The organism is Skermanella mucosa, assembly GCF_016765655.2.
Taxonomy (GTDB): Bacteria; Pseudomonadota; Alphaproteobacteria; order Azospirillales; family Azospirillaceae; genus Skermanella; species Skermanella mucosa.
Genome location: NZ_CP086106.1, coordinates 1422586 through 1436041 on the forward strand (window position 1 = coordinate 1422586; position 13456 = coordinate 1436041).

10 protein-coding genes are annotated in these 13456 nt (G+C 68.2%); all 10 read right to left on the reverse strand.

Features of this window, described 5'->3' with window-relative positions; genetic code table 11:
• Positions 1-12: 12 nt before the first annotated feature.
• The 10 genes from JL100_RS06550 to JL100_RS06595 all read right to left on the reverse strand — a co-directional run bounded on the left by JL100_RS06550 (position 13) and on the right by JL100_RS06595 (position 13444).
• A complete protein-coding gene (locus JL100_RS06550) occupies positions 13-612 on the reverse strand; it encodes a pesticin C-terminus-like muramidase (protein WP_202679932.1) in 600 nt (199 codons plus the stop codon).
• A gap of 126 nt (positions 613-738) precedes the next feature.
• Positions 739-1428: a hypothetical protein gene (locus tag JL100_RS06555; protein WP_202679933.1), complete on the reverse strand. Its 690-nt coding sequence runs from the start codon at positions 1426-1428 to the stop codon at positions 739-741.
• A gap of 246 nt (positions 1429-1674) precedes the next feature.
• Positions 1675-2856 carry a polysaccharide pyruvyl transferase family protein gene (locus tag JL100_RS06560; RefSeq protein ID WP_158044353.1) on the reverse strand — a complete coding sequence of 394 codons (1182 nt, stop codon included), beginning with the start codon at positions 2854-2856 and terminating at the stop codon, positions 1675-1677.
• 66 nt (positions 2857-2922) lie between these two features.
• Complete coding sequence (locus JL100_RS06565; RefSeq protein ID WP_202679934.1) at positions 2923-4287, reverse strand: glycosyltransferase family 4 protein; 1365 nt, start codon at positions 4285-4287, stop codon at positions 2923-2925.
• A complete protein-coding gene (locus JL100_RS06570; RefSeq protein WP_202679935.1) occupies positions 4284-6470 on the reverse strand; it encodes a glycosyltransferase family 2 protein in 2187 nt (728 codons plus the stop codon). Before JL100_RS06570 ends, JL100_RS06565 begins: the two co-directional genes overlap by 4 nt.
• Positions 6467-7771, reverse strand: a complete 1305-nt coding sequence (locus JL100_RS06575) for a glycosyltransferase family 4 protein (protein ID WP_202679936.1) — start codon at positions 7769-7771, stop codon at positions 6467-6469. Before JL100_RS06575 ends, JL100_RS06570 begins: the two co-directional genes overlap by 4 nt.
• Positions 7768-8658, reverse strand: a complete 891-nt coding sequence (locus tag JL100_RS06580) for a class I SAM-dependent methyltransferase (RefSeq protein ID WP_202679937.1) — start codon at positions 8656-8658, stop codon at positions 7768-7770. Before JL100_RS06580 ends, JL100_RS06575 begins: the two co-directional genes overlap by 4 nt.
• Positions 8655-10952, reverse strand: coding sequence for a glycosyltransferase (locus JL100_RS06585; RefSeq protein WP_202679938.1), 2298 nt, complete (start codon positions 10950-10952; stop codon positions 8655-8657). The genes JL100_RS06580 and JL100_RS06585 overlap by 4 nt, the downstream gene beginning before the upstream one ends.
• Positions 10953-11037: 85 nt before the next feature.
• Complete coding sequence (locus tag JL100_RS06590) at positions 11038-11913, reverse strand: calcium-binding protein (RefSeq protein ID WP_202679939.1); 876 nt, start codon at positions 11911-11913, stop codon at positions 11038-11040.
• A gap of 265 nt (positions 11914-12178) precedes the next feature.
• Positions 12179-13444: a glycosyltransferase gene (locus JL100_RS06595; protein ID WP_202679940.1), complete on the reverse strand. Its 1266-nt coding sequence runs from the start codon at positions 13442-13444 to the stop codon at positions 12179-12181.
• Positions 13445-13456: the final 12 nt, after the last annotated feature.

Sequence of the window (13456 nt, forward strand, 5' to 3'; positions counted from 1 at the left end):
GTGACCGGGACCTTACACGGGCGTGTTGAACAGTTCCACTTCGAGGTTGCGCCGGTTGACGAGGCCCTGGACCACCTGTCCGCCCGACTTGTTCCAGAGCTTGAAGCTCTCGGCGGCGGCGGCGAAGTCGCCCTTGTTGATGTTGGCGACGACCGAGCTGTTCTTGAAGTTGCCGCCGCCGATATTGTAGTCGAGCGACACCATCGCGTCGAACTGGTTCTGGTTCACCGCGACCTTGACGTAGGTCTTCACGTCCTTCTCGTAGGGCGGAAGGGCGATGTTGAGCAGCGCCTCCTCCTGCGCCTGGGTCAGGGTCACGGCGCCGGAATTGGCCTGGACGAAGGCCTTGGCGCTATCGCCGGTCTTGCCCGCCGCCAGGGACAGGGTCTGCGCCGCGTCGGCGGAGACGCCGATGTTCGTCAGGTCCGCGATGATCTGCGCCGCGGTCCGGTGACCCAGGTCATAGCCCGGCCCGAGCGTGACGCCGCTGCTGCCGCCCGGCCAATGGGGCTTGTTGCTGACACCCTTCTGCGCTTCCCGATTGTAGAGGAAGGTCAGGCCGTTGGGGGAGACCCTCTTATCGGCGTTCGGTCCGCCGGCGGTTCCAGTCATCGCACACCATAGTATCGAGTTGCACAAACCTAACCAAATAGGGTAATAGCATACTCCTATTTGGTTAGGTAAAATGCAATATCCCTTTGGCGTGCCATGGGTGGAGCTCTGGCAACGTAAAAGTGGTCAGATCCTCATGAGAACGACTGCCGCGCCCAGCGCGAGGGTGCAGGCGGCCAGCAGGCCCAGGGCGATCCATACCCCTTTGTTCGGGGATGAGGCGGGGCGCTGCTTCAGGCTGTTGTTGAGTTCGTGCAGGCTTTCGTCGATTCGCAGCAGGAATACCTCGATCCCGCCGACCTGCTGCTGAAGCGCCTCCTGCGCCGCCGCCAGCGCGTCGAGGCGCTGGTCCGCCCCGGGGGCGGCCTGCCCCTGCTTGAGCAGTTCGCGAAGGCCGCGCAGGACCGTCTGCTGGTTGCGCTGCGTCGCGTCCATCAGGGCGGACATGCGGAGCAGGGTGGGGCCGAGGACGCTTTCGGTCACCGATTCCACGTCGGACGGCAGGCGCAGCGGGACGGTCTCGCCGGTGACGGGGGAGCGGGCAAGCGCGGTCGGCATCTCGCCTTCGGCAAGGTCGAGCACCGTTTCGAAGGCGTGGCAGCCGTCCCCGACGCCGTTGGCCTTAAGGTCGTCGCGCGGCTGGTTGGCGAACACCTTGGCGACCAGATGGTCGCCGACCCGGATCTCCACCTCCAGGTGGTCGGCCGGCCGGGCGCGGTCCCAGGCCCAGCCATAGAGCCGGCCGCCCTTGATCGCGTCGATCCGGCCGTCGATGTCGGCCGGCTGCGGGGCAAGTGTTTGTAGCACTGCGGACATTCGGAATTCCCGTACTGCGAACCGGTGCCTCGTGGCACCGTTTGAAGCCTGTAGGTCGGGTAGAGCGAAGCGGCACCCGACAAGCAGACGCCCGGGTGTCGGCCGCCGCTTCGCTCTAGCCGACCTACGTAGCGCCCTTTCTTCGTCATGCGCGGGCTTGATCCGGTCATGACGATGCGAAGGGGGCGCTGCCGGGGGAAGCCTCCCCTGTCGATCGGCAATCATCGGCCCGGACAGCCATGCGGTTTACGCCACCTGGAGCCGGCGGGGGCGGGCGACGCCGTGGTGCATCTTGTGGTCGATGAAGTTCTCGTCGAGGAAGGCTCGCATGTCGCGGAAGCGCTGGTAGTAGGTGCGGTTGAAGCGTTCGAACCGGGCCTGGTCCCAGTAGTCCTCCAGCACGAAGGGTTTCTGCGAGAACACGTCGTAGCAGGGGATCGCGAAGGTCTCGGCGAACTCCACGGTGCGGCTGTCATAGCTGAAATAGATCGACGGCGTGCGGTTGGCGAGCGCCATCAGGTTGCCGTGCAGGCGGTAGCCCAGCACGAGGTCCTTCGACCGCACCAGGTCCTCGTAGTCGGAGACGACGTCCGAGTACCAGAGCTTGGTCTTGTAGAGCTCCTCCATCTCCGCGTCGAGGAACCACTTGCCGATCCAGCCATTGTTCTTCAGCTCGGCCAGGGCGTGGGCCTTCTGCTCGTCGGTGCCCCAGAGCAGCTTCTTCTCCTCGACCTCGCCCTGCATCATCATGACGATGTCGAACCGGCGCGCCATCTCCTTGACCACGTCGCGGTGGCGGGTCAGGTAGGTCTCGATGTTCTGGGCGTAGGCGGCCGAGACCTCGCGGCGCATGGTGAACCCGACCTTCTTCACCTGGTCGAGCGGCGGCAGGTCGATGCGCAGGTCGGGATCGTTGTTGCGGAAGGCGGTCGGGCAGCCGACGATCCGGACGTTCTTGATGCCCAGGTCCCACAGCACCTCGGCGGTGTAGGTGCCGCGCACGCCGAGCGACGCCGACTTGTCGGCGATGATGCTCCAGATCCGCTTGCTCTGGTCGGACAGCTGGAGCTTGCCTTCCACCGGGGCCTGCGCGCCGACGCCGAAGGCAAGGATCGGAATCTTCAGCTTGGGCAGGACCTGCTCGGCGTTCTCCCAGTCCATGTGGCTGTGGATGTAGTTCGAGCCGCGCAGGAAGACATAGTCGTATTCGGCGTTGTAGCGCTCGACGTCGCCCGGCTTGACGTTGCGGATCGTCAGGACGTCGAGCTTGTCGTAGTTCAGCAGCTTCAGCGAGGAGTCGAAGACGAACGCGTCGCCGATATTGTGATAGTGGTCGATGTGCTTCTGGACCTGCTGGTATTCATACCAGCGGACGCAGTCGTGATCATAGACTTCGCCCGACGGGATCATGACGAGGATCTTGGCCAAGGGATTTCTCCTGGTGACTTTTTGACAGGTTGGGAGCGGCGGGTCGAAAACGGCGGTTTGTAAGATCTAGAGGGGCTGGGCCACGGCGCGGTCCAGCACCTGGGTGCCCTGAGCCGCGGCGGGTTTCGCCGGGATGTCCTGCGCGGCGGAGGCGCCGAGCAGGGCGTTGAAGATCTCGGTGTGCCGGCGGGCGCATTCCTGCCGGTCGATCGGCCGCTTGATCCGGGCGCGCAGCCGGTCCCACAGGTCCGGGGTGCGGAGCACGTCGGTCAGGCGGTCGACCAGGTCCTCCACGCTGGCGTTGCGGAAATGCAGGCCGTCCACGTTGGCGGTGACCTTCTCGGCCATGCCGCCGATGTTGCTGGCGATGACCGGGCGGCCGTGCAGGAAGGCTTCCTGGATCACGACCGGCGAGTTCTCCCACCAGATCGACGGGATGATCAGCCAGTCCACGTCCTTCATCAGGCTGGGCAGTTCCGCCGAGCGGTAGCTGCCGTAGAAGCGGACGCGGTTGCCGGCCTTCTCCGTCAATTCGTTGAACTTCTTCTGGAAGGCCTCGGGCTGGCGTTCCAGGTTGCCGCCGAAGATCATCAGCGCGCTGTCGTCGCCCCAGTCCTTGTCGGAAACACGCGACACCGCCTCGACCAGCACGTGCAGGCCCTTGAACTCGGTCACCTGGCCGAAGAAGCCGAAGCGGTTGCGGCGGCCGCCCTTTGGCAGGGGACGCGGCGGCACGATGTCCTCGACCGTCAGGCCGTTCTCGATCATGCGGAACTTCTCGCGCGGCAGGCCCCAGTCGACGTAGCGGTCGATCAGGAACTCGCTCGGGCTGACGTAGAAGTCCGCCATCTCCAGGAAGGTCTTGAGGAAGGCCTCGCGCTTGAAGAACTGGCTTTCCGGGATGTGGGGGAAGCAGTTGGTGCATTCCGCGGGCGAGGAGCGGTAGCACAGGGTATTGCGGCTGGTCTTCACCATCTGGCCATGGTGGTGGCAGATCGACAGATATTCGTGGAAGGTCACCACGACGGGGACCCGCGGCAGCGCCTGCTTGATCGCGAAGATCGTCTCCACCCCCAGGCCCAGGAAATGGTGGAAATTGATCACGTCGGGCTGGAGGTCCACCACGTAGCGGACGAAGTCCTGGCGCAGGCCGGGCAGGTTCCGGTTGGAGCAGCGGAAATGGTCGTAATCGTTGGCGTAGTAGAGGATCTCGCGCTCCTTCTGGCGGAGGCTCATCAGGGCGCTGTCCTTGTGCCGGTTGACCGGCGGGCCGACCCGGGCGAGGTAGAAGCTCTCCCAGCCCGGCAGATCGTGGATGCCGTTGAACAGGTTGTAGGACGCCACCTCGGCGCCGCCGAGCGAGAAGGTCGGGTGGCCGTGGCTGATGATCAGGACTCGCTTGTCCCTCTTGACGCTGTCGGTGACGGTCATCGGTCAACGCTCCCGAGCGAGTGGGTGGAGTGGAGGCGGGGCCATTTGCGCTCGAATCCCCAGCGGTCGACGAGGCCGCCGGTCTGGAGCCAGTATTCCTGGGCCTGGTCGCGCGGGCCCTCGTCCAGGGCGATCAGCTCGACCGTCGGCAGCCACAGGCAGGCATGGCCGCCCGCGCGGAGCTTCAGGCAGAAATCCACGCCCTTGTAGTCGGAACCCACGAAGTCCCGGCTGAATCCGCCGGCCTCCAGGAAGGCGGCGCGGGGGAGCAGGGCGCAGTCGGTCGAGGCGGCCTGCACCTGGGTGATCTCGCGGCCCTTCAGCCAGTCGCGCGAATAGCCGGCATATTGCGACACCGCCGAGTCGGCGCTGATCCGCTGGATGCCGGCGAACCGGATCGAGTAGTCCTCGTAGAGCAGCGTCGGGCTGAGCATGCCGGTCCTGCCGCAGGCCTTGTAGGCCCGCTCCAGCTTCGATAGCCAGCCGGCGGCGGCCGGCAGCACGGAGGGCGAGAGCAGCAGCAGCATGTCGGATGTGGCGTGCCGGACCCCCTCGTCCATCGCCTGGTAGGCGTCGTGGGCGTGGGGGCAGGGGATCAGCCGGATCGAGAGGCCGTAGAAGTCGGCGAAGCGCCGCAGCGACGGGGACAGCCGCTCGTGGGCGGCGGCCCCGGCCGCGATGACGATCTCGGTCCCGTCGAAATCCCGGTCCACCGCCAGCTTCGCCAGGGTGACGTCGATGTCGTCGCGCCCGTCGGCGACCGGGATGACGACCGAGAGCCGGGGAGCTTCCGCGGCGGTACCCATGGCGTAGGCCGGGACGGTGATCTCCGAGGAGGCGGGCGCCCGGCCCGCGGCCTGGACCAGCGGACCGATGTGCCGCGAGATGATGGTCTCCGCGGCGGGATCGTTCAGGTTGACGGCGGACAGCAGGCGGCGGAGCGCCGGGGCCGTGGCCCGGGACGTCGGCACGGGCACGAAGGCGCAGGAATCGTCGCTCAGCGACAGTTCCAGATAGCGTTCCGGCTGGTCGGCGCAGGCGGCGGGTTCCGGCACGAAGGCGAGGAAGCCGTGGGCATCCTGGCCGGGCACGATCTTGCCGGCGAACAGGGAGTCGGCGGCGAAGCCCTCGCTGACGTCCCGGCGGTTGGTCCGGCACCAGTCCCGGTCGATCCTGGCCGACAGCCCGATACCCTTCAGGGTGATCGCGGAGACATGGCGGTCGGGGTCGAGCACCCAGCCCGTCACCAGGGTGCCGGCGCCGGGAACCCGGACGGCGGTGTCCAGGCCGACGCGGACCGGCAGTTCCAGCCGGCTGATCGTCTCGAACCCCTCGTACTGGGCGTTGGACAGGCGCTTCAGCGCGCGCAGGACGGCCGGTTCGCCGGTCAGCGTCGGCAGCATGGCGCGCAGGTGCGGAACCGCGCTCCGGTCGTTCAGGAGGGTGCGGTTCTCGAAGATGTCCAGGTAGCACCAGCCCTTGGGCGCCTTGTGGTAGATCCGGCGGATCGCCGGCAGATCCAGGGCGTCGGCACCGTGCAGGACGCCCAGCACGCCGCGCGCCGTGGACGGCAGGTCGGACCGTTCGAAGCTGCCGACCGTGCTCGGGAAGGTGAGGCAGCCGTCGGTCTCCACGATCAGGTCGCGCTCGCCGGCGGCGAGGTTGAACGACCACCCCTGCACCAGCGCGCCCAGGCCGGTCATGCAGCCGAAGATCTCGGCGAAGCCGTCGGGCTGGGCCATCGCATGGAGGAAGGCCAGCATCAGCCGGGTCAACCGCTCCGACGGCCCGGCCTCCCCGAAATTGGCGTGCAGGAAGTCGAACACCACCGGCATCGCCTCCGGCATGTCCTCCTTCAGGGTGGACAGCAGCGTCCAAGGATTGATCTTGATGTTCTGGATCGCCGGGATCGCGTAACGGGTGCCCCGGTCGGCCCCCGTGATGGAGAGGCGCTGGGGCCGGATCCGCGCGATGTTGTCGAACCGCAGCAGGGCCACGAACCACTGCGAGACCTCGTCCCGGTGCCAGAAGTGCCCGTCATAGCTGCCGGCGGCGCTGCCTTCGGAGAAGCTGGCGGTTCCCGAGGTCGGCAGCGCCCGGTCTATCCAGCCGAACAGCAACAGGGTCTTTTCGTCCACCAGGACCGCGATCTGGATGTCCGCCTTCGGGGTGATCTCTTTCATCGTCGTGAACTCCGCAACGTCGCGGCTGTCGTCAGGCCGGCATAGAGGCTGCGGTGCTCGGCGGCGCTCTCGGCCACCGTCCGCACCGGCGAAATGTTGGAGGCGAGGCGCTGCCACAGGCCCGGCAGGGTCATCGCCCTGCGCATCGCGCGCGCCAGGTCGGCCGCGTCGCCGGTCCGGAAATGCAGCCCGTCATGGTCGTCGGTGACGGCCTCGGCCATGCCGCCGATGTCGCTGCAGATCACCGGGCGGCCCTGCTGGAAAGCCTCCTGGATCACCAGGGGGGCGTTCTCCCACCAGATCGACGGCGTGATCACCCAGTCCACCGCGTTCAGCAGCCGCGCCATCTCGTCCCGGCGGTAGGCCCCGTGGCGGATCACCCGGCCGCCGCAGGACTTCGCCGCCTCGTCGATCTCCGCCTTGAAGGCGTCGGACTGGAACGGCATGCCGCCATGGACGTGCAGGACGAAGTCCTCGTCCTTTTCGGCCAGCATCCGCGCCGCGTCGAGCGCCACCCGGATGCCCTTGTAGGGGCTGAGATTGCCGAAATAGCCGAAGACGTTGCGCCGCGCGGAGGATTGTCCGCTGGCCGGCGCCCGCTCCTCGGCCGGGGCGGCCGGGCGGCCGTTCCGCAGCACGGCGATCCGGTCGGCCGGAAGGCCCCAGGCGACATAGCGGTCGCGCAGGAAATGGCTGGGCGCGATGAAGCGGTCGACCAGCGACAGCATGCCCTTGAGGTGCTTCTCCCGGAGCACGAACTTGTCCGGGGTGCGCTCCGGGAAGCAGCGGTGGCAGGCGTCGGGGGAGGCGCCCGGGCACAGCCGGTGGCCATCGGTCGTGACCATCTGGCCGTCGTTGGCGCAGATCGGATAGTAGTCGTGGAGGGTATAGACGATCCTCGCGCGGGGCAGCACCCGGCGGATCAGGAACAGCATCTCCACGCCCAGCAGCAGGGTGTGGTGGATATGGACGATGTCGGGCCGGAACGACTGGAGCAGGGTCGAGAGGTCGGGGACGATGCCGTGCAGGTCGATCTGGCTCTGGTAGAAGCGGTCGAAATGCCCGGCCCACAGCACCAGCTCGTCCGAGCTGCGGCCGACCGTCTGGAAGTTGGTGCCCGGCTTCTGGTCGCGGTGGACCTTGTTGGTGCAGGCGAGGAACATCGCCTCGATCCCGTCCACGTCCTTCATGTGGCGGAACAGGTCGTGGGCGAAGATCTCCGTCCCGCCGGGATGGAAGCTCGGGTGGTTGTGGCAGACGAACAGGACGCGCGGGGCGGAGCCGGGCCGGGACGACGTCATGGCAGGGCGGCCCTTTCCAGCACCAGCAGATCCTGGTAGCTGACCGCGTTGGTCCGGCCGCACCAAGTGCCGTAGACGGTCGGCCGGGCCGGCTTCAGCCCGACCGAGGCGAAGAGGTCGAGCAGGAACGCCTCGCCGTGGGCGACCGCGGCCGAAGGGACCGCCGGGTCGGCCAGCCAGGTCGGGCCTTCCGCGTCCGGGTCGAAGGCCAGCCGCCGGTCGCCGCCGCGCAGGGCTTCGCGGGCGACGTCGTTCATCAGGAACAGGCTGAGGAAGCAGCGCCCGCCGGGACGCAGCAGCCGGCTTATCTCCCAGGCGTAGGCCAGGGCCTCGGCCGCCTGGAGATGGGTCAGGACGGAGGTCAGCAGCACGAAGTCGAAGCCCTGGTCGCGGAACGGCAGAGTGACGGCGGTCGGCTCGATCCGGCCCTGCGGATTGTACAGGTCGTTGGCCACGTCCATGTGGTGGAACCGGAAGGCGGGGTAGGCCGGCGAGATCGTCCGGTTGCACCAGTCGATGCCGCCCGGAACCACGTCCATGCCGTCATAGGTGCCGTCGGTCAGGTATTGGGTCAGCGGCAGCGCCATGCGGCCGATGCCGCAGCCGATCTCCAGCACGCGGTCGGTCGGGCGCAGGTCGCCCAGCTTGACGAAATGCTTCAGGAACTCGGCCCCGATGGCGCGGAAATCCCCGTCGCCGACGAAGATGTTCTCCGCCGGGGGAACCGGCATGAAGCGGTTGCGGACGATCTGCTCGCACAGCCAGTCGATCCGCTGGGCGTCCCGCGCGTCCTGGCGGACCAGCAGCTTGATCACGCGCTGGTTGGCCGGAACGGGGGTGGGCTGGGCGGGAACGGACGACGGGAGGATGGGTTGTGGCGTGCTCATGCTGCCGAAGTCTTTCTGCTGCGGTTGCGGCGGCGGGCCGGGGGGCGGCCATGGGATCGGCCAAGGGATCGGGAGGTTTCGTCGGCCGGCCAGTCCCGGCCCATCAGGTCTTCCATCAGGCCGGACCAGCGGCCGGAATGGAGCCAGGCGTTGTATTCGGAGGCGACGCCGCGGGTGTAGCCGGCATGGCGGCTGATCGACTGGCGCTCCAGGTGGTAGAGCTCGACCGCCGGCACGTAGCGGATCGCGCGGCCCGATGCCCGGACCTTGAGGCACAGGTCCGAGTCCTCGTAGTCGCCGATGATGTAGTCCGTGGTGAAGCCGCCGACCTCGCGGAAGACGTCGGCCGGCATCAGCAGGCAGGCGCCGGTCACGCCGGGGACCGCGCGGGGCAGGCAGGCCGGGGCGAAGTCGCGCGGCATGCCCTTGTGGTAATGCTGGTTGATCCAGCGTCCGCGGTAGTCGCGGCCGAAGAACAGCCCGGCATGCTGGAGCGACTCATCCTCGAACAGCAGCTTCGGGCCGACGGCGCCGGTGTCCGGCGACGCCTCCAGCGCGGCGACGAGCTTTGGCAGCCAGCCGGGCCGGTCGGGGATCACGTCGGAATTGAGGAACAGCAGGTGCCGGCCGCGCGCGACCGCGGCGCCCGCGTTGTTGGACGTGGAATAACCGTGGTTGGCGGCGTTCACCACGAGGGTCAGCGGCAGCGCGTAGAGCCCGTGCAGGCCGTGCAGGTAGTGGCGCAACTCGTCGCGCTGCTCCGGGCTGTCGAGGACCAGGACGATCTCGGCCCCGGTCGCCATCGCCGGGTCGATCGCGAAGGCGGCGATCTGGAAGCGCAGGAATTCCAGGTTGCGGTAGAGCGGGATCACGACCGACACCGCCGGATCGGCGACCGGCGCGCCGTAGCGGAAGACCTCCGGGGCGGGAACGTCGTCCGTCATGGCGGCGTGGATCGGCGCCACGGCCGGGGCGATGCAGGTCTCCAGCGCCGCCTGGGTCACGAAGGGCGGGGGCATGCTGCCCAGCACGGCGGCGCGCACGTCGGCCGGGTTCAGCGGGCGGGGCGGCGGCACGATCTCGATCCGGCCGCCCGAGCGGAGCAGCAGCTCGCAGCGGTACTGGAGCGCCGGGGCCGGGTCCGGCGCACCGGGGACCCAGGCGGCGAAGCCGGCGGGCGAGGCGGACTTGTAGATCGCCGCGACATCCTCGCGCGGGAAGCGGTGGGGCAATGCTGCGAGGGTCCGCTGGTCGCCGAAGGGCGAGGTGATCCGGAGCTGCTCGACCATGCCGTGGGGATCGTGCAGCCAGCCGGCCAGGAACAGCCCGCCGTCGCCGGTCGATACCGCGACGTCGATGTCGCCGCCGACATGCCGGTCCGCCGCCGCCACGTGGCGACGCGGCAGGGGCATCAGGACCTGGAGCTCGCGCACCGCGGCGGCGGCCTGGGGTTCGTCGGCGGCGCGGAGCGCCAGCGCGCGGAGGACGTGGTCGCGCAAGTGTTGCGGGCACGGCTTCAGCCGTTCCAGCCATTCGAGCAGGGTCGGAAGCTCGGCCGGAATCTCCGCGACCGTGCGGCAGGCGAGGCCGGTGCGGCCGAGCAGGACGACCAGCGTCCCGGCTCCGCACAGCGCCCGGTCCATCACCAGGTGGAGGGGCAGGCGGCCGCGCTTGTCCGGCACGGCGCCGACGGCGGGCGGAACCTCCAGCCGGCGCATGCCGCCCGGGGTGATCACGACCGTCGCGGCGATCTCCCCGAAGGCGGCCGAGACGCCGCCGTCGCACAGGGCGAGCTGCCGGGTCGGGGCGCAGCGGACCGTCAGGGTCGCGGGGTTGGGCGACAGCTCCAGGATCAGCCGGCGGCACAGCTGGGCGAACCGCCCGTCGTTCTGCAGGCTGAAGGCGCTGCGGCAGAAATCCAGCAGCAGGCGGACCACGCGGAGGCGGGCGCCGCCGTCCAGGCCGCTCATCAGCAGTGCCGCGTCGAATTCGGTCCGGTCGGCGGGATGGGCGGTCGCTACCGGGCGGGATGATTCGTTCCGGAAGTCGACGGTCCGGGCGCCGGCCGGGCAGCGGAGCACGGCGATGGTGCGCTCCCCGCCCCAGCCGGTCGGGACGGTCAGAAGGGTATAGGGGCGCGGAGCCTCCGCCCCGTCGATCGAGGGAACGATGCGGCCGGACCGGCCCGGCGCGGCGGTTTCCCACACCGCCATGACGAAGTCGCCGCCGACGCCGTGCAGGCGGGCGGTGGGAACGGCGGTGTCGGGATGGAGGGCCAGGGCGGTCGGGAGCATCGGCATCCGTGGGGTGTCTGGGGGATCGGAGTAGCGATGGCGCCAGGGGAACCGGCGGCAGCCCCGGGGCTGCCGCCAAAGTCCCTTAGCTGATCACGAAGAAGGCGTTCGGGTTGTTCTGGACGTCCTCGGCGTTGACGTTCATCAGGGTGATGGTGTCGCCGTTGCCCAGGTCGACGACCGCGTTGCCGCCGGCATCGAGCACCCGCGCCGCCATGTCGGCCGCGCTGGAGATGTCCAGGCCGTTGATGTTGCGGGCGATCTGAAGGATGTCCTCGCCGGCCCTGAAATCCATCACGACGTCCTGGCCGCCGCCGCCGGTGAAGACGAAGGTGTCGCTCTCGGAGCCGCCGTTCAGGGTGTCGTTCCCGGTGCCGCCGCCGATGATGTCCTTGCCGGACCCGCCGAACATGACGTCATCGCCCGCGCCGCCGAACAGAACGTCGCCGCCGCTCTCGCCGCGGATGATGTCGTTGCCGTCGCCGCCCATGACGATGTCGTTGCCGGTTCCGCCGTTCAGGGTGTCGTTGCCGGCGCCGCCGTCGATCACGTCGTGGCCCGCCCCGCCGTTGACGATGTCGTTGCCGTCGCCGCCGTTGACGACGTCGTCGCCCGGGCCGGCGTCGAGGATGTCGTTGCCCGAGCCGCCGTCGATGATGTCGTTGCCGGCGGCGCCGGTGATGATGTCGTCGCCGTCCCCGCCTTGGAGCACGTCGCTGCCGGCCCCGCCCAGGAGGGTGTCGTTGCCGATGCCGCCGAATAGCACGTCGTTCCCGGCGCCGCCGTCGAGCAGGTCGTTGCCCTCGCCGCCGAACAGCATGTCGCTGCCGGCGCCGCCCAGCATCTGGTCGTCGCCGCCTTCGCCCATGAGTATGTCGTTGCCGGCCGCGCCGAAGACCACGTCGGCATCTGCCGTGCCGGTCAGGTAATCGTCGTAGGAACCACCGGGAAGGGTTGCCATATCAAGCCTCCAGTAAAGGGATCAGCGAAGCATTGTTTCCGTGCTTTCGATAAGAGGAAACTAGCGTCTCAAATCTTAATCGATGGTTAAATTTGGTGCTCTGCCGCAATTTTGTACCAATGCTAAAATAAGCTTCTGAAGTACTCAAGCTCGTGTTCGTAAAACCATACTCCTTTACTTTGAATGGGGTATTCAAGAGTTTGCAAATTGGTTTGAAAATCGAAGCAATAAGACGTGGCTCGTTGTTTTCTCTTTCGGAGAAGGCTCAGCCCGTCGCCGCCAGCTCCAGGTGCGCTTCCCCGGACCGCCCCGCCGGTTTGTCGACGCTGCCGGCGAGGTGCCGGATCAGCTGAAGGTGGCGGGGAAGCAGGTCGGCCAGCGCGTAGCGTTCGACCACGCGGCGGCGCGCGGCGGCGCGGATCGGTTCCATCTCGGCGCGCCGGTCGAGCGCGTCGGCGATCCTGGCCGCGATGTCGTCGGGGGAGAAGAAATCGGCCAGCAGGCCGTTGACGCCGGGTTCGACCACCTCGCGCACCGCGGCGTTGTCGGCGGCCACCACAAGGCAGCCGGTGGAGAGCGATTCGAGCAGCGACCACGACAGCACGAACGGCACGGTCAGGTAGACATGGACGTCGGTCGCCCGGAGCATGTCGCGGTAGATCGGGTATTCCAGCGGGCCAACGAAGTGCAGCCGGGAGCGGTCGAGCCCGGGCAGCTCGTCCAGCATCATCCGCTTGTAGGTCCGGCCGGGCGGCGGCAGCCTGCTGTACGACACGCTGTCGTCGCCGCCGATCACGATATGCAGGTCCGGCCGCTCCCTCAGCAGGATGTCGGCGGCGCGCATGAACTGGGGAAAGCCGCGATAGGGCTCCATCCCGCGGGTCGCGTAGGTCACGACCTCCCGGGCGGAGGAGAGGTCGAGCCCGGGCAGGACCATGGGCGTTCCGGGCTCCGGCGAGAAGAAGCGGGTGTCGATGCCGTCATGCATCAGGGTCAGCTTGTTCTGGAACGCCGCCGGGAATTGGCCGCGCTGGAACACGGTCGGGCAAACGCCCCAGTCGCAATTGGCCAGCTCCATCTGGATCGCCGCGTTGCGGCTGCGGATCCGGCAGGCGTCGTCGGCGCTGACCGGGCCGTCCAGATAGTCTGCGTCGCTTCCCCGGGCGTGGTAGAACCACTCGAAATAGCCCAGCAGGGGCGTGTCCGGGAAGGCGTCCTTGATGAACAGGCCCGGGCCGAACCCGGCGTGGGCGCAGACCAGGTCGGGCACGAAGCCGTCGCGCTTAAGCCGGTCGCACAGCCGGTAGACCGCCTGCCCGTGCAGCACCGCGTCCTCGAACGGGCGGACATAGTGGTGGGTCTGCGGTCCCGGCGGGCGCGACGGCGTGAAGACGCGCTTGTCCACCCCGGGGATCGACCCGGTCCGGTCCTTCGTGATGAAGACGACCTGGTTGGCAGGGTCGGCGGCCAGCTCGGCGGCCAGGTGCTGATAATGGCCGGGAAAGTGGTTGTGCACGAACAGGATGCGCATGGTTCGCCGTCC